Below are 26,090 nucleotides of genomic sequence, written 5' to 3'. Positions count from 1 at the left end.
AAAAAACTGATTTTATTTAAGGGGTTAGGGCAATTTGCAGACCAAGCGCCTTTGCCCTCGCGCCTTGGCATGCGAGAATGCGCGCACTTTTCTTCCCCCTCTCGATGGTTAATCACGCGTAATGACTGCACAACTTATCGACGGCAAATCAATCGCCGCCAGCCTGCGCCAGCAGATCGCCAAACGAGTCACCGAGCGCAGCCAGCAAGGCCTGCGCACGCCTGGCCTCGCGGTGATCCTGGTCGGCAGCGATCCTGCCTCTCAGGTTTATGTCTCGCACAAGCGTAAAGACTGTGAAGAGGTCGGCTTTATTTCCAAGGCCTACGACTTGCCTTCGGACACCACTCAACAGGCCCTGACCGACCTGATTGACAGCCTCAACGATGACCCGGGCATGGACGGCATCCTCCTGCAATTGCCGCTGCCTGAGCACCTGGACGCCTCCAAGCTGCTGGAACGCATCCGCCCGGACAAAGACGTCGACGGTTTCCACCCTTATAACGTCGGCCGCCTGGCCCAACGCATTCCCCTGCTGCGCCCATGCACACCCAAAGGCATCATGACGCTGCTGGAAAGCACCGGTGTCGATCTCTATGGTCTGGACGCTGTCGTGGTGGGCGCATCGAACATCGTCGGTCGCCCGATGGCCATGGAGCTGCTGCTGGCCGGCTGTACCGTGACCGTCACCCACCGCTTCACCAAGGACCTGGCTGGCCACGTTGGCCGCGCCGACCTGGTGGTGGTCGCTGCTGGCAAGCCGGGGTTGGTCAAAGGTGAATGGATCAAGGAAGGCGCCATCGTCATCGACGTGGGCATCAACCGCCAGGAAGACGGCAAGTTGGTGGGTGACGTGGTGTATGAAACCGCCCTGCCCCGTGCTGGCTGGATCACGCCGGTCCCAGGCGGTGTCGGGCCGATGACCCGGGCGTGCCTGCTGGAAAACACCTTATATGCAGCGGAAACCCTGCACGGTTAATAACCAGGCGTAATGAAAAAGCCCTGCCTTAGCGCAGGGCTTTTTATTGCACGAAAAAAAACCGTTTTTTCTTAGTTTTTAAGCACTTTCGTCTGGTTCTAGAAGAACATTCGACAGTTCTTCATCCATACTCCTAGAATGTAACGCCATTTGTCACAAGATCCGTTCTACAACGGCATTTCCTTACTTTTTAGCGAGTTCATCCGCGTGAAAATTCGTCTTTCTATTGTCAGCCTGTTTTTTGCTTTGGCAGGTACCTTCGCCCACGCCGCCGAAACCACCCTGGCCCCGCGTGACGCCTCTAAGCTGCAGATTGCCTCCGGCAGCGCCATGTTGGTGGATTTGCAGACCAATAAGGTTATCTATTCCAGCAACCCCGACGTGGTGGTACCCATCGCCTCGGTGAGCAAGCTGATGACCGGCCTGATCGTCCTCGAAGCCAAGCAGAATATGGACGAATACATCGACATCAACATCACCGACACGCCCGAGATGAAAGGCGTGTTCTCCCGGGTGAAGATCGGCAGCCAGATGCCGCGCAAGGAAATGCTGCTGATCGCGCTGATGTCCTCGGAAAACCGCGCCGCTGCGAGCCTGGCCCACCATTATCCTGGCGGTTACGCGGCCTTTATTGCGGCGATGAACGCCAAGGCCAAATCCCTGGGCATGACCAGCACCCACTACGTGGAGCCCACCGGCCTGTCGATCCATAACGTCTCGACCGCCCGCGACCTGAGCAAGCTGCTGGCCTATGCGCGCAAATTCCCGATGCTCAGCCAGTTGAGCACCACCAAGGAAAAGACCGTGTCGTTCCGCAAGCCCAACTACACCCTGGGCTTCTCCAACACCGACCACCTGATCAACCGCGCCAACTGGGATATCAAGCTGACCAAGACCGGCTTCACCAACCAGGCCGGCCATTGCCTGGTGCTGGTGACGAGCATGGGCAACCGCCCGGTGTCGCTGGTGATTCTGGATGCCTTTGGCAAGTTCACCCATTTTGCCGATGCCAGCCGTATTCGTAGTTGGGTCGAAACTGGCAAAGGCGGCGCAGTGCCGGATGTGGCGCTGCGTTACAAAGCTGATAAAAACCTCAAGAATCGAGCGACCGCTACGGAAGTACGTCGATAAACAGTGATGTGATTTAGTGTGGGAGCGGGCTTGCTCGCGAATGCGGTGGGTCAGCCTATGCATTCAGCGACTGACACTGCGCCTTCGCGAGCAAGCCCGCATTATTTGAGCTTCACTTCTTCTCTGCCAACACCTTGAGCGCTTGGGCTGCTGCCTGCTCCTGCCCCGCCTGCGCCGTGGCATTGGCCGCATCGCGCCAGCGTTGCGCGTCCACATTGGCGGGCAACTGGCTCGGGCGCTGGGTCAGGATGGCCCAATGGCCCGCGCCCTTCCACGCCGACTCAAAGTCGCTGAAGCTCATGCTCAGGCGGCGCTCATTGCCTGAGCGCAACAGCACCGTACTCTTCTGCTGGTTGAACCCCACCACCACGACATAACGCGCTCCGGACCAATAGCTGGCGTTGATCCGCGCCATCACCGGGTAACCCGCCGCTACCTGGGCCAGCACGGCGGTCAGCTTGGCGTCCAATGGGTACACCATCAGCCCGTACTCGCGCGCCAGCACCTGCATATTGCGCTCAAGGTCGGCCTCGGCACCGGGCAGGCGCAGCGGCTTATCAAGCAAACCCGGTGTCATGACAATGCCTTGTTGCGACAGCATGCTGGCAAGTGCTGTAGGACCGCTCTGATACGCCTCGCTGCGAAAGGTCGGCACGCCATTGAGTTCAACGCGCTCCGGCAAGCCTGGCAGTTTCGACGGTGTGTTGCTGGAACAGGCCGCCAACCCGAGGGCAACGGCCAGTAGCAAGGAAGTTTTAAGGTTCGACCGTAAGCGCAATTTTTTCACTCTCTTGATCAACTGCCAGTAAAGGCCCCGATCATAGCCCAATCGCGCTTTCTCTATCCCGTAGGAGCGAGCTTGCTCGCGAAAAACTTGGGGGCGCCGCGTTTATTCAGGAAGCCCGCGTCATCGTTGACGTTTTTCGCGAGCAAGCTCGCTCCTACATTGGGGGGCGCAAGATATCTATAGCCGACGCGTGCAATAAAGCGGTGACGATAGAGCAAACAAGTTGGACGGACTCGACCATTGGTCAATAGCAGGCAACCGTCAGCTGACTAGACTGTCCATTGAGAAGACTGTGTGTGCCCCAAGTGGGCGAAAGGAGGCCCGAATGAGCCTTGCGACAACGATTTTCCTGTTGATCTGTGGTTGGCTGGCCGTTGCCGCCGCCATGCTGTGGGGGGTCATGCGCGTGACGCGCCGGCATCATCACCCCCACGTCAAACCTGCTGAACCCGCCGAGCCGCGCAAGGCGACGGCGCATCACGCCTAGCCAGGCATGCAATTGAAGTCCTGGGTTGCGGCAATTTCCTTGCCGTGGCCGTCCTCAAGGGACGCGCGCACCGTGGTGCCCAGGCTCGACTCCACCAGGGTGTAGTGCTCACCCGCTTTGAAATGCTTGTACTCGATGCGGCCCTGGCAGTCCTGCTGGTTGTCGTCACCCGGTTCGTCTTCAAATAAGGTCACGTCCAGGCGATGGTCCCCCGGGGTCACTTCAAAATAGCGCCCATCGTCCACGCGCTTGCCATCGACACGCTCGGCCATCAGGTCATTCGGCGCTTCTTCCTGCAAGCCGATCCAGGCTTGGCTGGGGTCCGCCTTGGGGATCGGGCCAGCGCATGCCGACAGTAAGCAGACAAAGCCAAGAACGGGAACTAACAACAGTGGTTTAAGTGACATGACAGGACTCCAAAGGGCATGAATGAAAAGGTCGTATCCGATGGCTGACAAGCTTGATCAGCCGCCCTTCCTGGAACAAATGAATCCCTATGAAAGGATCTTCAGCCATTAACTAAAACTTCCTTCACCTGACTGAAAGGTGCGTGTTAGGTGGGTCGGGCAAGACTGCCGGGGTTTGCAATCCTGCTCTTCTCGGAGACTCACGCATGCTCGGGCTGGTAAAGACCGCACTGCACAAGCCGTACACCTTCATCGTGCTGGCTATATTCATCTGCATCATCGGGCCGATGGCGGCCCTGCGCACGCCCACGGATGTTTTTCCCGATATCGGCATTCCCGTGGTCGCCGTGGTTTGGCAGTACAACGGCCTGTCCCCGGACGCCATGGCCGGCCGGGTGATCTACACCTACGAACGCTCCCTGAGCACCACCGTCAACGACATCGAACATATCGAGTCGCAATCGTTGCCCGGCATGGGCATCGTCAAAATCTTCTTCCAACCTGGCGTGGATATCCGTACCGCCAATGCCCAGGTCACGGCGGTGTCACAAACCGTGCTCAAGCAAATGCCACCGGGCATCACGCCGCCGCTGATCCTCAACTACAGCGCCTCCACGGTGCCGATCCTGCAAATGGCGTTCTCCAGCCCCAGCCTTTCGGAAGCCAGAATTCGCGACCTGGTGCAAAACAATATCCGCCTGCCCTTGAGCGCCCTGCCCGGCCTGGCCATGCCTACACCGATGGGCGGCAAGCAACGGCAGATTACGCTGGACCTCGACCCCCAAGCCCTGGCCGCCAAAGGCTTGTCGGCCCAGGATGTGGGCAATGCCTTGGCGTTGCAGAACCAGATCATCCCGGTGGGCACCGCCAAGCTGGGGCCCAACGAATACACGATCCTGCTCAACAACAGCCCCAAGGCCATCGATGAGCTCAACGACTTGCCGATCAAGACCGTCGACGGTGCGCTGATCACCATCGGCCAAGTGGCCCATGTGCGCGACGGTTCACCGCCGCAAACCAACATCGTTCGGGTCGACGGCCATCGCGCCGTGCTGATGCCGGCGCTGAAAAACGGCAGCATCTCCACCCTGTCGATCATCGACGGTATCCGCCAGATGCTGCCGCGCATCAACGAAACCCTGCCGCCGTCATTGAAAACCTCGCTGCTGGGCGATGCCTCGGTATTTGTCAAACAGTCGGTGGGCAGCGTGGCCCAGGAAGGCATCATTGCCGCATTGCTCACCAGTGCGATGATCCTGCTGTTTCTTGGTAGTTGGCGCTCGACCTTGATCATCGCCGCCTCGATTCCCCTGGCGGTGCTTTCGGCCATCGCGCTGTTGGCCGTCAGTGGGCAAACCCTCAACGTGATGACGTTGGGCGGGCTGGCGTTGGCCGTGGGCATCCTGGTGGATGACGCCACGGTGACCATCGAAAACATCAACTGGCACCTGGAACAAGGCAAGGCGGTGAAGACCGCGATTCTCGACGGCGCCGCGCAAATCGTCGGCCCGGCGTTCGTCTCACTGCTGTGCATCTGCATCGTGTTCGTGCCAATGTTTTTGCTGCAAGGCATCGCCGGTTACCTGTTCCGGCCCATGGCGCTGGCGGTGATCTTCGCCATGGCCAGTTCGTTCATTCTCTCGCGTACCCTGGTACCGACGCTGGCGATGTTTTTGCTCAAACCACATAGGCCCGAGCCAGGCGCGGGGCATCATCCGGAAGATGCATTCATCAACCACCACGAGGGTGAACAGCACCTGAAACCGCGCAATGCGCTGCTGCAATCGGTGCTGAACTTTCAACAGGGATTCGAGCGGCACTTTTCCAATATCCGTGACACCTACCATGGCCTGCTGACGCTGGCACTGGGCGCACGCAAGCGCTTCATTGTCGGGTTCCTGGCGTGCGTATTGGCGTCGTTCCTGCTGTTGCCGAGCCTGGGCCAGGACTTTTTCCCGGCCACCGATGCGGGTGCCTTGGCGCTGCATGTGCGCTTGCCCCTGGGCACACGCATCGAGGAAAGCGCCGCGGCGTTCGACCGCATCGAAGCGCGGATCCGCGAGGTCATCCCCGCCGAAGAACTGGACACCATTGTCGACAATATCGGCATTCCGCTCAGCGGCATCGACATGGCCTACAGCAGCAGCGGCACCATCGGCCCGCAGGATGGCGATATTCAAGTCAGCTTGAAAACGCACCACGCACCCACCGCCGACTATGTGAAAAAACTGCGCGAAGCCCTGCCGCAAAGTTTCCCCGGCAGCCACTTTGCGTTCCTGCCAGCCGACATCAGCAGCCAGATCCTCAACTTCGGCGCCCCCGCCCCGCTGGACGTCAAAATCTCCGGGCGCAGTGACGCAGAAAACCGCGCCTATGCCGTCGAGCTTGAACGGCGCTTGCAGCATGTACCGGGGATTGCCGACCTGCGTATCCAGCAGTCCACCGGCTACCCCTCGCTGCAAGTAAACGTGGACCGTATGCGCGCCAATGGCCTGGGCATCACCGAGCGTGACGTCACCAACAGCATGGTCGCCTCCCTCGCCGGCAGCTCACAAACCGCGCCGACCTTCTGGCTCAACCCGGCCAACGGCGTGTCTTACTCCATCGTCGCCGCCACCCCGCAATACCGTCTCGACAGCCTGCCGTCCCTGGAAGCACTGCCGGTGACCGGTGCCAATGGCCAGGCGCAAATCCTCGGCGGCGTGGCGACCATCTCCCGGGTACAAAGCCCGGCCGTGGTGACCCACTACAACATCGAGCCGACCCTGGACCTGTACGCCAACGTGCAAGGCCGCGACCTCGGCGGCGTCGCCCGCGATGTGCAAAAAGTGCTGGATGACACGGCGTCCATGCGCCCCAAAGGCGCGACCATCAGCCTGCACGGGCAGATCGATGCGCTGCATGAGGCGTTCAGTGGTTTGAGCTTCGGGCTGCTCGGCGCGGTGGTGCTGATCTATCTGCTGATCGTCGTCAACTTCCAGTCGTGGGCCGACCCCTTTGTGATCATCACGGCGTTGCCGGCAGCATTGGCGGGCATCGTGTGGATGCTGTTTCTCAGCGGCACCTCGCTGTCGGTACCGGCACTCACCGGCGCCATCTTGTGCATGGGCGTGGCCACCGCCAACTCGATCCTGGTGGTGAGCTTCTGCCGAGAGCGCCTGGCCGAACATGGTGATGCGTTGAAAGCCGCGCTGGAAGCCGGCTATACGCGCTTTCGCCCGGTGTGCATGACCGCCCTGGCAATGATCATCGGCATGTTGCCCCTGGCGATTTCCGAGGAGCAGAACGCCCCGCTCGGTCGGGCAGTCATCGGCGGCTTGATCTTCGCCACCATCGCCACTTTGTTGTTTGTTCCCGTGGTCTTCAGCCTGGTCCACGGCCGTCATCCTACTCGCGCAACTGCTGGAGAAACGCCCCATGTCGCCTGATCAAAAACCCTCGCGCAAGCGCCTGATGCTCCTGGGTGTCGGTGGCCTGACGTTGGCTGCCCTGTTGGTCGCCAGCGGCCTGCACGCGCGCACGCTGCACGAGCAATCGGTCACTGCCTGGACCGAAGCCGCCGCTGTCCCCCAGGTAATGGTGTTCCAACCCAAGCCAAACGCCGGCGGTGACACCCTGCGCCTGCCCGCCCACCTGGAGGCGTGGAGCCAGGCGGCGATCCATGCGCGGGTCAGCGGCTACTTGAAGAACTGGAAAGTCGACATCGGTGCCCAGGTCAAGGCCGGGCAAATCCTCGCCGAAATCGACAGCCCCGACCTCGACCAACAACTGGCCCAGGCCCATGCGCGTCTGATCCAGCAACAAGCCAATGCACGCCTGGCAGCCACCACGGCGACCCGCTGGCAAAACCTGCTGGCCAGCCATTCGGTATCGCGTCAGGACGCCGATGAGAAAAGCTCCAACGCCGCAGCCGCCAAGGCCAACACCGAAGCCGCCGCAGCAGACTATGCGCGACTGTGCGCCCTGGAAAGCTACAAGACCCTTCGCGCGCCGTTCGCCGGCACCATCACCGCCCGCAACACCGACATCGGCCAGTTGATCAAGGCCGATAACGCCAGCGATCCGGAACTGTTCAACATTGCCGACACCCACCAACTGCGTTTGTATGTGCCGGTGCCGCAAAACTATGCAGCGGTCATCCATACGGGCCTTGAGGCCGAACTGACCGTCCCCGAGCACCCCGGCGAGCACTTCAAGGCGCGCCTGATCGGTGACTCCACCGCCATCGACCGCCGCTCCGGCACCCTGCTCGCCCAGTTCGTCGCCGACAACCCCAACGGCGAACTGCTGCCGGGCGATTACGCCGAAGTCACCCTGCCGATTCCGGCTGACACCCATGGCGTAAGCATCCCGGCCAGCGCCTTGATCTTCCGCGCCCAGGGCACCCAGGTTGCGGTGCTGGACGGGCGCAACCATGTGCACCTGCAAGACATTCATATAGGCCTGGACCTCGGCGAGCGCCTGGTGATTGACCAAGGACTGAAGCCTGCTGACCGTATCATCGACAACCCGCCCGACGCCCTGCGTGAAGGCGACCCGGTGCAACTGGCTGACGCCTCGGGAGGTGCCCATGCGCCCAAGGCTTAAGCCGCTGGCGGCGTTGATACTGCTGGCGTTGCAGGGTTGCTCGATGGCACCCACCTATACAGTGCCGTCGGTTGACCTGCCCGCGAACTACCGTGAACAAACCAGCGATGGCCCCTGGCACAGCGCGCAACCGTCGGACCAACTGGCGCCCCAGTGGTGGCAGCTTTACCACGATTCGCGCCTGAACGCGCTGCAGCAGCAACTGCTCAAGGCCAACCCGAACCTGGCCGCGGCGCTGGCGCACTTCGATGCGTCCCAGGCCTATGCCAGTCAACTGCACGCGGGCCTCTTCCCGCAAATCACCGCCAGCGCGCAACCGCTGCGTCAGCGTCAATCGGATTCACGACCGTTGCGTGGCACTACACAACCGTCGGTGTACAACAGCAATACCGCTGGGTTCTCCCTGGGTTACGACCTCGACCTGTGGGGCAGAATCCGCAACCAGGTCGTTGCGGGCGATGCCCAGGCACAAGCGTCCTTTGATGATCTGGCGGTGGTGCGCTTGAGCCTGCAACAGCAGTTGGCGAGCCTGTATGTGCAGCTCAATGGGCTGGATGCACAGCGCCGAATCCTCAACACGTCGTTGCAGGACTTCAGCAAAGCGCTGCAACTGACCCGCAGCCGTTATGAAGGCCAGATTGCGTCGGAACTGGACCTGACCCGCGCACAAAACCAACTGGCCGAAGCCAAGGCACAGCTGGACGAAGTGCGTGGCCAGCGCAACCTCGCCGAGCATGCCATCGGCGAATTGGTGGGCGTGACCGCCAGTGTTTTTTCACTGCCGCCCAGCTCGCAGTTAATGGCGTTGCCCGGCATTCCAGCACAGTTGCCCAGCCACCTGTTGCAGCGTCGCCCGGACATTGCCGCCGCTGAACGTCGCGTGTTTGCAGCCAACGCGACTATCGGCGTGGCCAAGGCGGCATGGTTTCCGGATTTCAGTTTGACCGGTGTGCTGGGCGGGCAGACCCAAGGCGTCGGCAACCTGCTGTCCGCCGGCAACCGGTATTGGGCGCTGGGGCCACTGATGAACCTGCCGATCTTCGACGGCGGGCGCTTGAGCGCCAATGAGCGCCAGGCCAAGGCCGAGTTCGAGGAGGCTTCGGCACAGTACCGTAGCCACGTATTGAAAGCCGTGCGCGAGGTGGAAGATAACCTCGCGCAACTGCGGGATTTGCAGCAGCAAGCCGAGGACGAGCAAGCGGCGGCAGAGGCAGCGCAACATACCCAGGCCTTGGCGATGAACAGCTATCAGGCCGGGGCGGTGAGTTACCTGGATGTGGTCACCGCCCAAACCGCCGCGTTGCAGGCACAGCGAACGTTGCAGGCGGTGCAGACCCGGCAGTTGCAAGCAAGCGTGGGACTGTTGACCGCACTCGGCGGCGGCTGGCAGCCGGGCTAATACCCACTGATCGTTCCCACGCTCTGCGTGGGAACGCCGCTCAGGACGCTCTGCGTCTGCCCTTAAAATCGTGACGCGGAGCGTCACAGGGTGCATTCCCACGCGGAGCGTGGGAACGATCAGGCCGCGAGTTTGCCGCTGGCGATGGCCGCTGAAGCGGCCAGCATGGCGCGCAACAACACCGCACACCCTGCCGCCAGGTCATCCGGCGCGGCATTTTCGATTTCGTTGTGGCTGATGCCGCCTTCACACGGCACAAAGATCATCCCCGCCGGGCCCAGCTCAGCCACGAAGATCGCGTCGTGCCCTGCCCCGCTGACGATATCCAGGTTCGACAAGCCCAAGCCATTCGCCGCATCGCGCACCGCCTCCACACAGCCTTTGTCAAAGTACAGCGGCGGGAAGTCCGCCGTGGGCTGCAGGTCGAAACTCAAACCATGTTTGGCGCAGGTGTCCTCGATCACCTGGCGCACCTGGGCAATCATCGAGTCCAGCCGTGCCGGTTCCAGGTGACGAAAATCCAGGGTCATGCGCACTTCACCGGGAATCACGTTGCGCGATCCCGGATACGCTTGCAGGCAACCCACCGTGCCGCATGCATGGGGCTGGTGCGCCAACGCCGCCGCGTTCACGGCGGCCACCACCGCCGCCGCACCTACCAAGGCGTCCTTGCGCAAGTGCATGGGTGTAGGGCCTGCGTGGGCTTCAACACCGCGCAGCTTCAGGTCGAACCATTTTTGCCCAAGGGCGCCGAGCACCACGCCGATGGTTTTGTGTTCATCCTCCAGAATCGGCCCTTGTTCGATATGCGCCTCGAAATACGCGCCGACCTTATGCCCGCTGACTGGCCGTGTTCCCGCATAACCAATCGCATTCAGCGCCTCACCCACGCTGACCCCATCCGCATCGACCTTGGCCAGGGTATCGGCCAGGCTGAACTTCTCGGCAAACACTCCTGAGCCCATCATGCACGGCGGGAAACGCGAGCCTTCTTCGTTGGTCCATACCACCACTTCCAGCGGCGCCTCGGTTTCCACATTCAGGTCGTTAAGGGTGCGCAGCACTTCCACACCGGCCAGCACGCCGAAGCAACCGTCGAACTTGCCGCCGGTGGGCTGGGTGTCGATATGGCTGCCGGTCATCACCGGTGGCAGGTCGGGATTGCGGCCGGGGCGACGCGCAAAGATATTGCCGATGCCGTCGATGGTCACGGTGCAACCCGCCGCTTCACACCACTGCACGAAGAGATCGCGAGCCTTGCGGTCGAGGTCGGTAAGGGCTAGGCGACACACTCCGCCTTTGGGGGTGGCGCCGAGTTTGGCCAGGTCCATCAGCGACTGCCACAGGCGGTCGCGGTTGATGTGCTGATGGGTCGATTGAAGAACGTCGAGGGCAGCGTTCATGGGGGTCTCCTCAGGCTGAGTTTCTTATGAATTGACGCGGTCAAGTGTGGGAGCTGGCTTGCCTGCGATGGCGGTGTGTCAGTCGACACGGCTTTAACTGATAATCCGCTATCGCAGGCAAGCCAGCTCCCACCTGGACCGTGTTTACAACGGGGATTTGACGGTGAGTGGAGTGCTAGCGCGCTTGGCATTGAGCCCGTAATACAACACCCCGCCCAACGCCGAGCCGGTAAACCAGCCATAGCTGTAGAACCAGCTGAACGCATCGCTGCCCAACGAAAGCAGCGTCAGCACCACCGGTACGCCAAAGGCGACAAAGCCGTTCCAGTTCCAGGCCGGATATACGTCGTCGCGGTACAGGCCGGCCAGGTCCAGCTGCTGTTTTCGAGTAATGAAGTAGTCCACCACCATGATCCCGGCAATCGGCCCCAGCAGGCTCGAATAACCCAGCAGCCAATTGGAATACACGGTTTCAAGACTCACGTCCGAGACGATCAGCCCGAGTTTTTTCAGTAGTTCATGGGCCATCAGTGCCAGCCCTACCAGGCCGGTGAGGATCACCGCCGTGGTGCGGTTGATCAGCTTGGGCGCGATGTTCTGGAAGTCGTTGGTGGGCGAGACGATGTTCGCAGCGGTGTTGGTGGACAAGGTCGCGACGATGATCAGCGCCATGGCGATGGCCACCCACACCGGGCTCTGGATATGACCGATCAGGCTCACCGGGTCGGAGACGCTGACCCCCACCAGTTTCACCGAGGCGGCGGTCATGACCACGCCGAGGGCGGCGAACAGGAACATGGTCAGCGGCAAGCCGAAGATCTGCCCCAGAATCTGGTCTTTCTGGCTGTTGGCGTAGCGGCTGAAGTCGGGAATATTCAGCGATAACGTGGCCCAGAAACCCACCATCGCCGTAAGCCCCGCCATGAAGTAACCGGTGAGGCTGGCGCCTTCGGGGCGCTTGGGTGGGATCGCCATCAACTCGCTGAGGGACACATTCGGCATCGCCCATACCAACAGCCCAACGCCCACCGCCACCAGCAGCGGCGCCGACAAGGTTTCCAGGCGCTTGATCGACTCGGCGCCGCGCAGCACCACCCACAGGTTCAGGCACCAGAACAGCATGAAACCGATCACCTCGCCGGTACCGCCGAGGGCTTTCCAGCCATCGAAAATCGAGCCCAGAAACAGGTGGATCGCCAGCCCGCCGAACATGGTCTGGATACCAAACCAGCCGCAGGCCACCAGCGCGCGGATCAGGCACGGCACGTTGGAACCAAGGATGCCAAAGGACGAGCGCAGCAGCACCGGAAACGGAATGCCGTACTTGGTGCCGGGAAACGCGTTGAGGGTCAGCGGGATCAACACCACGATATTGGCCAGCAGGATCGCTACCAGCGCCTCCCCCACCGACAGCCCGAAATACGCTGTGAGCACCCCGCCCAGGGTGTAGGTGGGCACGCAGATCGACATACCGACCCATAGCGCCGTGATGTGCCATTTGTTCCAGGTGCGCTCGTGCACTTTGGTAGGTGCCATGTCGTGGTTGTAGCGAGGGCTGTCGAGGACGTCGGGGCCGGCGTCGAGTTCGTACAGGCCGTTGCGCTCGATGACTTGCGATCTGTTCTGTTGCATGGCCGCTCCACGGTTTTTTTAAAATTATTGTTGCTCACCTGCACGCTAGGTTCAGGTGGCCGGAGTACCGCATCAACAACATGACTTCCAGGGTTCCGGCCAACTGCCCGTGCACTCAATAACCGTGCCGACAACCGCCTCTGAACCCGCACCGCTTATATAACGTACTGATGTTTATCAGCTTTCCAATTGAACCTGCGGTACTTGCCGTATGCGTCAGGCTAAACAATACGCAAGTTGCTCGAACCCTCAGGTCTCAATCTGGTGCATCACAATTATTTTTATTTCTCGACGCCGTCAAGCGGCATATCTCAAGCGCCTGATTTGCAATAAGAAATATTGATCAGATCAAGAACCTGTCAAGTGCGTCAAAACAGGGTGAGCGTGCTTCATTTTGGTGAAACCAGTATTTTTCTTATGTATATCAATAAGATAAAAACCATAAAGGCTTGCGAAAAATCTTCTTGCTCATTCGAAAAACTCGGGCTAGTTTCTATTCCTGTCACCGATGACAGGAATTAACCCGTCATCGATACGCAGTATTACAACACTTAGAACTGGCACAAGCCGGTCAAGCCTGTGAGGAACTCGACATGTCGCTGTTGATCCGTGGCGCCACCGTTATTACCCATGATGAAAGTTACCGCGCCGACGTGTTATGCGCAGAGGGTCTAATTCGCGCCATTGGCACGAATCTGGATATTCCCGCAGGCTGCGAAATACTCGATGGCAGTGGCCAATACTTGATGCCGGGGGGCATCGACCCCCATACCCATATGCAACTGCCCTTCATGGGCACCGTGGCCAGTGAAGACTTTTTCAGCGGTACGGCGGCAGGCTTGGCCGGTGGCACCACGTCGATCATCGACTTCGTGATTCCCAACCCGCAGCAATCGCTGATGGAAGCTTTCCACCAGTGGCGCGGCTGGGCCGAAAAGTCTGCCGCCGACTACGGGTTTCATGTCGCGATCACCTGGTGGAGCGAGCAGGTACGCGAGGAAATGGCCGAGTTGGTCAGCCACCACGGCATCAACAGCTTCAAGCATTTCATGGCCTACAAGAACGCGATCATGGCCGCCGACGACACCTTGGTTGCCAGTTTCGAACGCTGCCTGGAACTCGGCGCGGTGCCCACCGTGCATGCCGAAAATGGCGAGCTGGTGTATCACCTGCAACGCAAGCTGATGGCCCAGGGCATCACCGGGCCGGAAGCCCATCCGCTGTCGCGCCCCTCCCAGGTGGAAGGCGAGGCGGCCAGCAGTGCCATCCGGATTGCCGAGACCATCGGCACGCCGCTGTACCTGGTGCATGTGTCGACGAAGGAAGCCCTGGATGAAATCACCTACGCCCGAGGCAAGGGCCAGGCGGTGTACGGCGAAGTGCTCGCCGGCCACCTGTTGCTCGATGACAGTGTGTACCAACACCCCGACTGGCAGACCGCCGCTGGCTATGTGATGAGCCCGCCGTTCCGCCCGCGCGGGCACCAGGAGGCACTGTGGCATGGCCTGCAAGCGGGCAACCTGCACACCACCGCCACCGACCACTGCTGTTTCTGCGCCGAGCAAAAAGCCGCCGGGCGTGATGACTTCAGCAAGATCCCCAACGGTACCGCCGGCATTGAAGACCGTATGGCGCTGCTGTGGCACGAAGGCGTCAATACCGGGCGTTTGTCGATGCAGGAGTTTGTCGCGCTGACCTCCACCAACACCGCAAAAATCTTCAACCTCTACCCACGCAAAGGCGCGATACGCGTAGGCGCCGATGCAGACCTGGTGCTATGGGACCCCGAGGGCACGCGGACCATTTCCGCCAAGACCCACCACCAGCAGGTGGACTTCAACATCTTCGAAGGCAAGACCGTGCGCGGCGTGCCCAGCCACACCATCAGCCAGGGCAAGCTGGTGTGGGCCGATGGTGACCTGCGCGCCGAGCGAGGGGCCGGACGGTATGTAGAGCGGCCGGCGTATCCGTCGGTGTTCGAGCAGTTGAGCAAGCGGGCAGCGCTTTCCAAGCCGGTGGCCGTAAACCGCTGAATCCAAAAAAAAGCGGACGCGGAGCGTCCAGTGAGGCATTCCCACGCAGAGCGTGGGAACGATCGCCCACCTCAATAACCGTGAGGCCAACACCGTGATACAGACCCTGACCCACCTCCCCCATCCCCGCGAAGACGGGGCCACCCTCGCCAGCCAGTTCACCGACCTGGCACCGCCGCTCAACGCGCGCCAGGCCCAGCTGGAAGCCTCGCGCTGCCTGTACTGCTACGACGCACCCTGTGTGAATGCGTGCCCCAGCGAGATCGACATTCCGTCGTTCATCCGCAATATCCACACCGAAAACGTACAAGGCGCCGCGCAAAAAATCCTCTCGGCCAACATCCTCGGTGGCAGTTGCGCACGGGTGTGCCCGACGGAAATCCTCTGCCAGCAAGCCTGCGTACGCAATAACGCCGAAGAATGCGCCCCCGTGTTGATCGGCCTGTTGCAACGCTACGCCATCGACAACGCGCACTTCAGCGAACACCCGTTCCAACGCGCCGCGCCCACCGGCAAGCGCATCGCCGTGGTCGGCGCCGGGCCCGCCGGTTTGGCCTGCGCTCACCGCGCCGCCTTGCACGGCCATGACGTGGTGATATTCGAAGCCCGGGAAAAAGCCGGCGGCCTGAATGAATACGGAATCGCCAAATACAAACTGGTGGACGACTTCGCCCAGAAGGAACTGGATTTTCTCCTGCAGATTGGCGGCATCGAGGTTCGCCACGGCCAGCGCCTGGGCGGCAACCTGACCTTGAGCGAGCTGCACCAGCAATTCGATTCGGTATTCCTCGGCCTGGGTCTTGCTGCCAGCAAACGGCTGGGCCTGCCCTTTGAGGACGCCCCCGGCCTGCTCGCCGCCACCGACTATATCCGCGAACTGCGCCAGGCCGACGACCTCACCCAACTGCCCCTGGCCGACCGTTGCATCGTACTCGGCGCCGGCAACACCGCCATCGACATGGCCGTGCAAATGGCCCGCCTCGGTGCCCGCGATGTCAACCTGGTGTACCGACGTGGCCTGGCCGACATGGGCGCGACCCACCACGAACAGGACATCGCCAAAGCCAATCAAGTCCGGCTGTTGACCTGGGCCCAACCCGACGAGGTGTTACTCGACGACCAAGGCCGCGTGCGCGGCATGCGCTTTGCCCGCACCCGCCTGGAAAACGGTCGCCTGCTGCCGACCGGGGAAACCTTCGAACTGGCCGCCGATGCGATCTTCAAGGCGATCGGGCAAGGCTTCGACAACGACGCCCTGCACGATCCGCTGGCCCAGCAACTGCACCGCGTCGGCGAGCGCATCTTCGTCGATGAGCAACTGCGCACCAACATTCCAGGGGTGTATGCCGGCGGCGACTGCGTCAGCCTCGGCCAGGACCTCACCGTGCAGGCGGTACAACATGGCAAGCGGGCTGCCGAAGCCATGCACGCCCAACTCATGCTGACTGTGGAGGCTGCGTAATGGCCGATCTCTCGATTGTATTCGCCGGTATCAAAGCGCCCAATCCGTTCTGGCTGGCCTCCGCGCCGCCCACCGACAAAGCCTACAACGTGGTGCGCGCCTTCGAGGCCGGCTGGGGTGGCGTCGTGTGGAAAACCCTGGGGGAAGACCCGGCGGCAGTGAATGTGTCATCGCGCTACTCCGCGCACTACGGCGCCAACCGCGAAGTGCTGGGCATCAACAATATCGAACTGATCACCGACCGGTCCCTGGAGATCAACCTACGGGAAATCACCCAGGTGAAAAAGGACTGGCCGGACCGCGCGCTGATCGTCTCGCTGATGGTGCCCTGTGTCGAAGAATCCTGGAAAAATATCCTGCCCTTGGTGGAGGCGACCGGCTGCGACGGCATCGAGCTTAACTTCGGCTGCCCCCACGGCATGCCCGAACGGGGCATGGGCGCCGCCGTCGGCCAAGTACCGGAGTACGTGGAGCAAGTGACACGCTGGTGCAAGACGTATTGCTCACTGCCGGTGATCGTCAAGCTCACGCCGAACATCACCGACATCCGCGTGGCGGCACGGGCGGCCTATCGCGGCGGCGCCGATGCGGTGTCGCTGATCAACACCATCAACTCCATCACCAGCGTAGACCTGGAGCGTCTGGTCGCGCTGCCGGTGGTCGGCACCCAGAGCACCCATGGCGGTTACTGCGGCTCGGCGGTCAAACCGATTGCGTTGAATATGGTCGCCGAAATTGCCCGCGACCCACAGACCCACGGCCTGCCGATCTGCGGCATCGGCGGTATCGGTACCTGGCGGGATGCGGCGGAGTTTGTTGCCCTGGGCTGCGGCGCGGTGCAGGTTTGCACGGCGGCGATGCTGCATGGGTTTCGCATCGTTGAAGAAATGAAGGATGGCTTGTCGCGCTGGATGGACAGCCAGGGCCACGCCAACCTGCAAGCGTTTTCGGGGCGTGCGGTGGGCAATACCACGGACTGGAAGTACCTGGACATCAACTACCAGGTTATCGCCAAGATAGACCAAGAGGCGTGCATTGGCTGTGGGCGTTGCCATATTGCCTGCGAGGACACCTCGCATCAGGCCATTGCCAGCTTGAAGCAGCCTGATGGCACGCATCTGTATGAGGTGATCGACGATGAGTGCGTGGGCTGCAACCTGTGCCAGATCACCTGCCCGGTGGCCGACTGCATCGAGATGGTGCCGATCGATACCGGCAAGCCGTTTTTGAACTGGACGCAGGACCCGCGCAATCCTTACCGGGAGGCGGTGTAACCCTTGCCCCTCGTTCCCACGCTCCGCGTGGGAACGCATCCTGTGACGCTCCGCGTCACACTGGCAAGAGCGGACGCGGAGCGTCCAGGGTGGCATTCCCACGCAGAGCGTGGGAACGATCACGCAGAGCGTGGGAACGATCAGCTCAGGGTTCCAAGCCAATCCCGCGCAGAATCACACCGGTCACGGTCTGAATGGCCTTCTCGAACTGCCTGTCCGACAACGGCTGGTGATCATTCAAAATCTTCACCTGGTGATCGAAGTCGGCATAGTGCTGGGTCGAGGCCCAGATCATGTACAGCAGGCTCGACGGTTCCACCGGCAGGATGCGTTTGTCTTGCACCCATTGGCGAATCTTCGCTTCCTTCATCTTGGCCCAGTCGTACAGGCTTTCATCCAGGGCCTCGCCGAGTGTGGGGGCGCCGTGGATGATTTCATTGGCCCAGACCTTGGAGCCATAGGGACGCGTGCGCGAGCGCTGCATCTTGGCGCGGATGTAGCTGCTGAGCACCACACGGGGGTCGTCGAAGGTTTCAAAGCTCAGGGCGTCCTGCTTCCACAATTCCAGCAGGTCGAACAGCACCGCGCTGTAGAGCTCGCTTTTGGTGGTGAAGTAGTAATGCAGGTTGGAGCGCGGCAGTTGCGCTTCTTCGGCGATGTCGGCCATGGCGGTGCTGCCATAGCCCTTGTTGGCGAAGACCTTCTCCGCCGCCAGCAGGATTTTCTCGACGTTGACCCGACGAATTCCGATCTTGTGATTGCCCATAAGGGCTCCCTGACAACAACACGGCCTAAAGACTACCACCGGCTCTAGATCGGGGCGACAGGCCAAGCCGAAACTTCGTACACTGCCGGCTCCTATCCTCTGATCGGTATTGAACAATGTTGCTCAAGAAGTCCCTGACCGCTGCTGTCCTGTTCACTGCCCTGCTGGGCGCCTCGGCGGCGTTTGCCCACGCCCACCTCAAGAGCGCGGAGCCTGCGGCTGACAGCAATGTCGCCGCGCCGAAAGACCTGCGCCTGACCTTCAGCGAAGGCGTCGAAGCCACCTTCACCAAGGTGTCCCTGAGCAAGGACGGTACCGAAATTGCGATCAAGGGCCTGGAAACCCCGGACGCCGACAAGAAAGTCCTGGTGGTGACACCCGCTGCACCGCTCGCGGCTGGCAATTACAAAGTGGTGTGGAACGCGGTGTCGGTCGACACCCACAAGAGCAGCGGTGAATACAGCTTCAAGGTCGGCCAATAACCCATGGCAACCCTGCTGGTGCTGTGCCGCTTCCTGCATTTCATCGTCGTGCTGTTGATGTTCGGGGCCTGGGTGTTCAGGCCCTGGCTGCTCGGCGCTCATGTGCAACCGACACTGGACCGGCAACTGCTGCGCATCACCCGTGGCCTGGCCGGCTTGGGGCTTGTCACCGGGGTTGCGTGGTTGCTGTTGATCACCGCCAGCATGGCCGGCAGTTGGGACTCGGCGCTGCAACCGGCCACCCTTCAGTTGGTGCTGGGCAAGACCTTTTTTGGCCAGGTATGGGCCTGGCATCTGCTGCTGAACCTGCTGCTGGTGATCGTGCTGATCAAGCCCTGGCCGGCCTTACGCTTACCGCTGCTCGCCCTGCTGCTGGCAACCCTGGCACCCGTAGGTCACGGCGCCATGCTCGATGGGCTGAATGGGCAGTTGCTGATCCTTAACCAGGTGGTGCACCTGCTGTGCGTTGGGGCCTGGCTCGATGGGTTGCTGGTGTTGGTGCTGATCCTCAAGCATGCGCAAGACCATCGCTTGGAGCCGATTTTGCGCCGCTTCAGTGGTGTGGGATATGGCCTGGTCGTCGGCCTGCTGGTAACCGGTTTGATCAACGTGCGCGTGCTCACTGGGCAACTGTGGCCCACGCCGCTGTTCCAAGGGTTTGCCTTGATTTTGCTGATCAAGGTGGGGCTGGTGCTGGGCATGCTCGGGTTGGCTCTGCTGAACCGGTTGCGTATCAAGCGCTGCGAGCAACGCCTGGGCAGTTTGAGAGCCAGCGTGATGATGGAGTGGCTGCTGGGCCTTGCAGCCGTGGCGGCGGTTTCCCTGCTTGGCACCCTGCCGCCGATGGTCATGGCTGGCTGAACCTGCGTTGCAATGCAATCCATGTAGGAGCGAGCTTGCTCGCGAAAAACTCACAGGCGCCGCGTTCATTCAGGAAGAACGCGTTATCGTTGACGTTTTTCGCGAGCAAGCTCGCTCCTACAGGGGGCGACCGTGCCGCTGCGTTGAATCGTTTCACCGAAGTCATCGTATAACTTCTGCTTGACACGCCCTGAAAACCTCGCAAATATCGCGCTCAATGTTGTACGACGACGTATAACAAATAATAAAAACAACAAAACAAAGGGAGCCTCACTGTGAGTCAATCCGCCCGCCATTCCTGCACGCGCCTGGGCCTTCTCGGTCTCGGCAGCCTGGCTGTCACCCTGCCGCTGGGTGCCCATGCCGAAGGCTTTATCGACGACGCCAAGGCCACGCTCAATCTGCGTAATGCCTACTTCAACCGCAACTTCACCAACCCCACCAACCCCCAGGGCAAGGCCGAAGAGTGGACGCAGAATTTTATCCTCGATGCCAAGTCCGGCTTTACTCAGGGCACGGTCGGCTTCGGGATAGACGTGTTGGGCCTGTATTCGCAAAAGCTCGATGGCGGCAAAGGCACCGCCGGCACGCAACTGCTACCGGTACATGACGATGGCCGCCCCGCTGACAATTTCGGGCGCCTGGGTGTCGCGCTGAAAACCAGGCTGTCGAAAACCGAGTTGAAGGTTGGCGAATGGATGCCGGTGCTGCCGATCCTGCGTTCCGATGATGGCCGTTCCCTGCCCCAGACCTTTCGTGGCGGACAAATCACCTCCAATGAGATTGCCGGGCTAACCCTCTATGGCGGTCAGTTTCGCGGTAACAGCCCACGCAACGACGCGAGCATGGAAGACATGTTCATGAACGGCAAAGCTGCGTTCACTTCGGACCGCTTCAACTTCGGCGGCGGCGAATACACCTTCAACGATAAGCGTACCCAGGTCGGCCTGTGGTACGCCGAACTGACTGATATCTACCAGCAGCAGTACCTCAACCTCACCCACAGCCAGCCGGTGGGCGACTGGACCTTGGGGGCCAACCTCGGCTTCTTCAATGGCAAGGAAGACGGCAGCGCCCTGGCCGGCGACCTCGATAACAAAACCCTGTTCGCCCTGCTCTCAGCCAAATACAACGGCCACACCTTCTACGTTGGCCTGCAAAAACTCAGCGGCGACAGCGCCTGGATGCGCATCAACGGCACCAGCGGCGGCACCCTGGCCAACGACAGCTACAACGCCAGCTACGACAACGCCAAGGAAAAGTCCTGGCAGGTGCGCCATGACTTTAACTTTGTGGTGCTCGGCGTTCCGGGGCTGACCCTGATGAACCGCTATATCAGCGGCAGCAACGTACACACCGGGGCGATCACCGACGGCAAAGAGTGGGGGCGGGAGTCGGAACTGGCCTACACCGTGCAGAGCGGTGCGCTGAAGAACCTCAATGTGAAGTGGCGCAACTCGACCATGCGCCGGGACTTCAGCAATAACGAGTTCGATGAGAACCGGATTTTTATCAGCTATCCGATTTCGTTGCTGTAGCTCCAAAGGCAAATCCGATCTCAAAGGTGCCACATATCGATGTGGGAGCTGGCTTGCCTGCGATAGCGGCGGGTCAGTTACCACATTCTTTTCTGACTCACCGCTATCGCAGGCAAGCCAGCTCCCACATTTGATCTCATGCGCCTGGAAGGAAGTTGACAACACCAGGAATCCCTAACACTATTTCCCTATAGTCATACGACAACCTACAACAAAAATCTGGAAGGCCCATGACCACCACCACCCCCGCTCCCTTCAACCGCCTGCTACTCACCGGTGCCGCCGGCGGCCTCGGCAAAGTCCTGCGTGAACGCATGCGTCCTTATGCCAACGTGCTGCGCCTTTCGGATATCGCTGAAATGGCCCCCGCCACCGATGCGCGCGAAGAAGTGCAAACCTGCGACCTGGCCGACAAACACGCCGTGCATCAGTTGGTAGAAGGTGTCGACGCCATCCTGCACTTTGGCGGCGTGTCAGTGGAACGCTCGTTCGAAGAGGTGCTGGGCGCGAACATCAGTGGCATTTTCCATATCTACGAAGCCGCCCGCCGCCACGGGGTCAAGCGGGTGATCTTCGCCAGTTCCAACCACGTGATCGGTTTCTACAAACAGGGTGAACAACTCGACGCCCACTCCCCTCGCCGTCCGGACAGTTACTACGGCCTGTCCAAATCCTACGGCGAAGACATGGCCAGCTTCTACTTCGACCGCTACGGCATCGAGACCGTGAGCATCCGTATCGGCTCCTCGTTCCCGCAACCGCAGAACCGCCGGATGATGCACACCTGGCTGAGCTTCGACGACCTGACTCAACTGCTCGAACGCGCGCTGTACACGCCCAACGTCGGCCACACCGTGGTGTACGGCATGTCGGCCAACCTCGATACCTGGTGGGACAACCGCTACGCCGCGCACCTGGGCTTTGCGCCCAAGGACAGCTCCGAAGTGTTCCGCGCCGAGGTTGAAGCCCAACCGCCCGTGGCCGCCGATGACCCGGCCAAGGTCTACCAGGGCGGCGCGTTCTGCGCGGCGGGGCCGTTCGGTGACTGAGTGCCCAGCAACCCAAGGGAATGACCATGCGTGCTGAATTGATTGTCGACGCCCGTAACGCCGTGGGCGAATGCCCGGTATGGGTAGTGGAAGAAAACGCGCTGTATTGGGTGGATATCCCCAACGGCGGCCTGCAACGCTGGAGCGCCGCCACCGGCCATCTGGCGGCGTGGAAAGCCCCGCAAATGCTCGCCTGTATTGCCCGCACCAACACGGGTAACTGGGTGGCCGGCATGGAAACTGGCTTCTTCCAGCTCACGCCCCACAACGACGGCAGCCTCGACACCACGCCGCTGGCCAGCATCGAGCATTCACGCCCGGACATGCGTTTGAACGACGGCCGCTGCGATCGCCAAGGCCGTTTCTGGGCCGGCAGCATGGTGCTGGACATGGGCTTGAACGCCGCCGAGGGCGTCCTTTATCGCTATGCGTCCGGGGCTGCGCCCCACGCGCAACTGGACGGGTTCATCACCCTCAACGGCCTGGCCTTCAGCCCCGATGGCCGCACGATGTACGCCTCCGATTCGCACCCGAAGGTGCAACAGGTCTGGGCGTTCGACTACGACATCGAGACCGGCACACCGTCCAATCGCCGCGTATTCATTGATATGAATAACTTCCCCGGACGTCCCGACGGTGCGGCCGTGGACGCCGAGGGCGGCTACTGGATCTGCGCCAACGACGCCGGGCTGATTCACCGTTTCACCCCCGACGGTCGCCTGGACCGCTCCCTGAGCGTACCGGTGAAAAAACCCACCATGTGCGCCTTCGGTGGCAGTCGCCTGGACACTTTGTACGTCACGTCTATCCGTGACGATCCGAGTGAACAGTCGCTGTCCGGTGGCGTGTTCGCCCTCAACCCCGGCGTCCAAGGGCTGCCCGAACCCCGCTTCATCGTTTAATCGCTGCGCCTTGAATACAACAATAACAAGACAGGAGTGACTTCCATGGACTTCAAACGCACCTTGCTCGCCGCTGCAATCTTCACCCTCAGCAGCGCCGCCCACGCGCTGGAAATCAAGTTCGCCGACATCCACCCCGCCGGCTACCCCACCGTGGTCGCCGAAGAGAACATGGGCAAGGCCCTGACCAAGGCGAGCAACGGCGAGCTGACCTTCAAGTACTTCCCCGGCGGTGTGCTGGGCTCCGAGAAGGAAGTGGTCGAACAGGCCCAGGTCGGCGCCGTGCAGATGACCCGCGTCAGCCTCGGTATCGTCGGCCCGGTGGTGCCGGACGTGAACGTGTTCAACCTGCCGTTCGTGTTCCGCGATCAGGCGCATATGCGCAAGGTCATCGACGGCGAGATCGGCGACGAGATCCTCGCCAAGATCACCAACTCCGAGTTCGGCCTGGTGGCCCTGGCCTGGATGGATGGCGGCACGCGCAACCTCTACACCAAGAAACCGGTGCGCAAGATCGAAGACCTCAAGGGCATGAAGATCCGCGTGCAAGGCAACCCGATTTTCATCGAAGCCTTCAACGCCATGGGCGCCAACGGCATTGCCATGGACACCGGCGAGATCTTCAGCGCCCTGCAGACCGGGGTCATCGACGGCGCGGAAAACAACCCGCCGACCTTGCTGGAACACAACCATTTCCAGAACGCCAAGTACTACACCCTCACCGAACACCTGATCCTGCCTGAACCTATCGTGATGTCGAAAATCACCTGGAACAAGCTCAATCCCGCCCAACAGGACATGGTCAAGGCCGCCGCCAAAGCCGCCCAGGCCGATGAGCGCGTGCTCTGGGACGCCAAGTCCGCCAGCAGTGAAGAGAAACTCAAGAAGGCCGGCGTGGAGTTCATCACGGTCGATAAAAAGCCCTTCTATGAGGCCACCGCCGAGGTGCGTGCCAAGTACGGCAAGCCATACGCGGACATGATCAAGCGCATCGACGCGGTTCAATAACCTCCCCTGCCCCTGCATAAGGCCCGGCGCGGTCGGTATCGACGCGCCCGGTCACGGTGAACGCCATGAAGACTTTACTGCTGCGCTTCAATGACCGCCTCTACATGACCTGCATCTGGGTCGCCGGCCTGTCGGTATTGGGGGTCGCCTTGATCATTCCCTGGGGTATCTTCACCCGCTACGCCCTCGGCACCGGTTCCAGCTGGCCGGAGCCCACCGCTATCCTGCTGATGCTGGTGTTCACCTTTATCGGCGCCGCTGCCAGTTACCGTGCCGGTGCGCACATGTCGGTGGCGATGATCACTGACCGCTTGCCGCCCGCCCAACGCCGTTTCGTCGGCATCCTCTCGCAACTGCTGATGGGCACCATCTGCGTATTCATGACGATTTGGGGCGCCAAGCTGTGCCTGTCCACCTGGAACCAGTTCATGAGCGCCATCCCGACCCTGCGCGTGGGCATTACCTATATGCCGATCCCGATTGGCGGCGTGCTGACCCTGGTGTTCGTGGTCGAAAAGCTGCTGTTCGGTGACCAGAGCAACCGCAAGGTGGTGCGTTTCGACCTGGTTGAAGAAAACGAAGGGGCCGCCTGATATGGACGCATTGATTCTGTTGGGCAGCTTTGTTGCGTTGATCCTGATCGGCATGCCGGTGGCCTATGCGTTGGGGCTGTCGGCGTTGATTGGCGCGTGGTGGATCGACATTCCGTTCCAGGCCCTGATGATTCAGATTGCCGGTGGGGTGAACAAATTTTCGCTGATGGCGATTCCGTTCTTCGTACTGGCCGGGGCGATCATGGCCGAGGGCGGCATGTCGCGGCGCCTGGTGGCCTTTGCCGGGGTGTTGGTGGGTTTTGTGCGCGGTGGCTTGTCGCTGGTCAATATCATGGCTTCGACGTTTTTCGGCGCGATTTCCGGTTCGTCCGTGGCCGATACCGCCTCGGTCGGCTCGGTGCTGATTCCGGAAATGGAACGCCGTGGTTACCCACGCGAATTCGCCACCGCAGTGACCGTCAGCGGTTCGGTGCAGGCGCTATTGACGCCGCCCAGCCATAACTCGGTGCTGTACTCCCTGGCAGCGGGCGGCACGGTTTCCATCGCCTCACTGTTTATGGCCGGCGTGGTGCCGGGCCTGATGATGAGCGCGTGCCTGATGGTGCTGTGCCTGATCTTTGCGAAAAAGCGCAACTACCCCAAAGGCGAAGTCATCCCCTTGAAGCAGGCGCTGAAAATCGCCGCCGATGCGCTCTGGGGCTTGATGGCCATGGTGATCATCCTGGGCGGCATCCTCTCGGGCATCTTCACCGCCACCGAGTCGGCGGCGATTGCGGTGTTGTGGGCGTTCTTCGTGACCATGTTCATCTACCGCGACTACAAATGGCGCGAACTGCCCAAGTTGATGCATCGCACGGTGCGCACCATTTCCATCGTGATGATCCTGATCGCCTTCGCCGCCAGCTTCGGCTACATCATGACCCTGATGCAGATCCCGGCGAAGATCACCACGCTGTTCCTGACCCTGTCGGACAACCGCTACGTGATCCTGATGTGCATCAACGTCATGCTGTTGTTGCTCGGCACGGTGATGGACATGGCGCCGCTGATTCTGATCCTCACACCTATCCTGATGCCGGTGATCCTGGGCATCGGCGTCGACCCGGTGCACTTCGGCATGATCATGCTGGTGAACCTGGGCATCGGCCTGATTACCCCGCCGGTGGGCGCGGTGCTGTTCGTCGGGGCGGCGGTGGGCAAGACCAGTATCGAGAAAACCGTGAAGGCCCTGCTGCCGTTTTATGCGGTGTTGTTCTTGGTGCTGATTGCAGTGACCTACATCCCGGCGTTGTCGCTGTGGTTGCCCCACTTGGTGCTGTAAACCTTCTTTCAGAAACAAAGGTGAGCAACTG

At 61.0% G+C, this 26,090-nt stretch carries 22 protein-coding genes; 17 read left to right on the top strand and 5 right to left on the bottom strand.

Features of this window, described 5'->3' with window-relative positions:
• Positions 1-121 precede the first annotated feature (121 nt).
• Complete coding sequence (gene folD / locus PSH76_RS10430; protein ID WP_003192259.1) at positions 122-976, top strand: bifunctional methylenetetrahydrofolate dehydrogenase/methenyltetrahydrofolate cyclohydrolase FolD; 855 nt, start codon at positions 122-124, stop codon at positions 974-976.
• A 207-nt stretch (positions 977-1,183) separates the two neighbouring features.
• Positions 1,184-2,107 carry a D-alanyl-D-alanine endopeptidase gene (pbpG, locus tag PSH76_RS10425; RefSeq protein WP_072434112.1) on the top strand — a complete coding sequence of 308 codons (924 nt, stop codon included), beginning with the start codon at positions 1,184-1,186 and terminating at the stop codon, positions 2,105-2,107.
• A gap of 112 nt (positions 2,108-2,219) precedes the next feature.
• Here pbpG and PSH76_RS10420 read toward each other — a convergent pair whose 3' ends face one another.
• The gene (locus PSH76_RS10420) at positions 2,220-2,885 is read right to left on the bottom strand and encodes a peptidase C39 family protein (protein ID WP_069558224.1); all 666 of its coding nucleotides are present in this window, start codon (positions 2,883-2,885) and stop codon (positions 2,220-2,222) included.
• Between the two features lie 334 nt (positions 2,886-3,219).
• Here PSH76_RS10420 and PSH76_RS10415 point away from each other — a divergent pair, with 334 nt between their 5' ends.
• Positions 3,220-3,381, top strand: coding sequence for a hypothetical protein (locus tag PSH76_RS10415; protein WP_164692270.1), 162 nt, complete (start codon positions 3,220-3,222; stop codon positions 3,379-3,381).
• Here the strand turns inward: PSH76_RS10415 and PSH76_RS10410 are convergent.
• A complete protein-coding gene (locus tag PSH76_RS10410) occupies positions 3,378-3,788 on the bottom strand; it encodes a hypothetical protein (protein ID WP_003192269.1) in 411 nt (136 codons plus the stop codon). The two genes, PSH76_RS10415 and PSH76_RS10410, sit on opposite strands and share 4 nt — an antisense overlap.
• Positions 3,789-3,994: 206 nt before the next feature.
• Here PSH76_RS10410 and PSH76_RS10405 point away from each other — a divergent pair, with 206 nt between their 5' ends.
• The 3 genes from PSH76_RS10405 to PSH76_RS10395 are packed head-to-tail and all read left to right on the top strand — an operon-like array spanning position 3,995 to position 9,774.
• Complete coding sequence (locus tag PSH76_RS10405; protein ID WP_305494043.1) at positions 3,995-7,216, top strand: efflux RND transporter permease subunit; 3,222 nt, start codon at positions 3,995-3,997, stop codon at positions 7,214-7,216.
• A complete protein-coding gene (locus tag PSH76_RS10400) occupies positions 7,206-8,375 on the top strand; it encodes an efflux RND transporter periplasmic adaptor subunit (RefSeq protein WP_305494042.1) in 1,170 nt (389 codons plus the stop codon). Before PSH76_RS10405 ends, PSH76_RS10400 begins: the two co-directional genes overlap by 11 nt.
• Positions 8,359-9,774 (top strand): efflux transporter outer membrane subunit, encoded by a 1,416-nt coding sequence (locus PSH76_RS10395; RefSeq protein WP_305494041.1) that lies wholly within the window; start codon positions 8,359-8,361, stop codon positions 9,772-9,774. Before PSH76_RS10400 ends, PSH76_RS10395 begins: the two co-directional genes overlap by 17 nt.
• Positions 9,775-9,893: 119 nt before the next feature.
• Here the strand turns inward: PSH76_RS10395 and PSH76_RS10390 are convergent, their stop codons facing one another.
• Positions 9,894-11,177: a Zn-dependent hydrolase gene (locus PSH76_RS10390; protein WP_305494040.1), complete on the bottom strand. Its 1,284-nt coding sequence runs from the start codon at positions 11,175-11,177 to the stop codon at positions 9,894-9,896.
• Between the two features lie 144 nt (positions 11,178-11,321).
• Positions 11,322-12,809 (bottom strand): NCS1 family nucleobase:cation symporter-1, encoded by a 1,488-nt coding sequence (locus PSH76_RS10385; RefSeq protein ID WP_305494039.1) that lies wholly within the window; start codon positions 12,807-12,809, stop codon positions 11,322-11,324.
• Between the two features lie 593 nt (positions 12,810-13,402).
• On the opposite strand from PSH76_RS10385, the gene hydA reads away from it, so the two are divergent.
• From hydA to preA, 3 genes are all read left to right on the top strand, one after another.
• A complete protein-coding gene (gene hydA / locus PSH76_RS10380; protein ID WP_305494038.1) occupies positions 13,403-14,842 on the top strand; it encodes a dihydropyrimidinase in 1,440 nt (479 codons plus the stop codon).
• 94 nt (positions 14,843-14,936) lie between these two features.
• Complete coding sequence (locus PSH76_RS10375; protein WP_305494450.1) at positions 14,937-16,304, top strand: NAD(P)-dependent oxidoreductase; 1,368 nt, start codon at positions 14,937-14,939, stop codon at positions 16,302-16,304.
• Entirely contained in the window at positions 16,304-17,578 is a 1,275-nt protein-coding gene (gene preA / locus PSH76_RS10370) for an NAD-dependent dihydropyrimidine dehydrogenase subunit PreA (RefSeq protein ID WP_138763089.1), read from the top strand. Before PSH76_RS10375 ends, preA begins: the two co-directional genes overlap by 1 nt.
• A 145-nt stretch (positions 17,579-17,723) precedes the next feature.
• Here preA and PSH76_RS10365 read toward each other — a convergent pair whose 3' ends face one another.
• Positions 17,724-18,344, bottom strand: coding sequence for a TetR/AcrR family transcriptional regulator (locus PSH76_RS10365; RefSeq protein ID WP_014719000.1), 621 nt, complete (start codon positions 18,342-18,344; stop codon positions 17,724-17,726).
• Between the two features lie 116 nt (positions 18,345-18,460).
• Here PSH76_RS10365 and copC point away from each other — a divergent pair, with 116 nt between their 5' ends.
• From copC to PSH76_RS10325, 8 genes are all read left to right on the top strand, one after another.
• Positions 18,461-18,826, top strand: coding sequence for a copper homeostasis periplasmic binding protein CopC (gene copC / locus PSH76_RS10360; protein ID WP_098950933.1), 366 nt, complete (start codon positions 18,461-18,463; stop codon positions 18,824-18,826).
• Between the two features lie 3 nt (positions 18,827-18,829).
• Positions 18,830-19,687 carry a copper homeostasis membrane protein CopD gene (gene copD, locus PSH76_RS10355; RefSeq protein WP_305494037.1) on the top strand — a complete coding sequence of 286 codons (858 nt, stop codon included), beginning with the start codon at positions 18,830-18,832 and terminating at the stop codon, positions 19,685-19,687.
• 275 nt (positions 19,688-19,962) lie between these two features.
• Positions 19,963-21,225, top strand: coding sequence for an OprD family porin (locus tag PSH76_RS10350; RefSeq protein ID WP_032896494.1), 1,263 nt, complete (start codon positions 19,963-19,965; stop codon positions 21,223-21,225).
• A 230-nt stretch (positions 21,226-21,455) separates the two neighbouring features.
• Positions 21,456-22,274 (top strand): NAD(P)-dependent oxidoreductase, encoded by an 819-nt coding sequence (locus PSH76_RS10345; RefSeq protein WP_032896493.1) that lies wholly within the window; start codon positions 21,456-21,458, stop codon positions 22,272-22,274.
• A 26-nt stretch (positions 22,275-22,300) separates the two neighbouring features.
• Entirely contained in the window at positions 22,301-23,176 is an 876-nt protein-coding gene (locus PSH76_RS10340; RefSeq protein ID WP_305494036.1) for an SMP-30/gluconolactonase/LRE family protein, read from the top strand.
• Between the two features lie 45 nt (positions 23,177-23,221).
• Positions 23,222-24,184 (top strand): TRAP transporter substrate-binding protein, encoded by a 963-nt coding sequence (locus PSH76_RS10335; RefSeq protein WP_305494035.1) that lies wholly within the window; start codon positions 23,222-23,224, stop codon positions 24,182-24,184.
• Positions 24,185-24,249: 65 nt separating this feature from the next.
• Complete coding sequence (locus tag PSH76_RS10330; RefSeq protein ID WP_032896486.1) at positions 24,250-24,777, top strand: TRAP transporter small permease; 528 nt, start codon at positions 24,250-24,252, stop codon at positions 24,775-24,777.
• A 1-nt stretch (position 24,778) separates the two neighbouring features.
• A complete protein-coding gene (locus PSH76_RS10325) occupies positions 24,779-26,059 on the top strand; it encodes a TRAP transporter large permease (protein WP_032896484.1) in 1,281 nt (426 codons plus the stop codon).
• Positions 26,060-26,090 lie beyond the last annotated feature (31 nt).

This window comes from Pseudomonas sp. FP215, from assembly GCF_030687795.1.
GTDB classification, from domain to species: Bacteria; Pseudomonadota; Gammaproteobacteria; order Pseudomonadales; family Pseudomonadaceae; genus Aquipseudomonas; species Aquipseudomonas salmasensis.
Note: the sequence above shows the minus strand (reverse complement) of the source record. Positions and strands in the feature narration are given on the sequence as shown.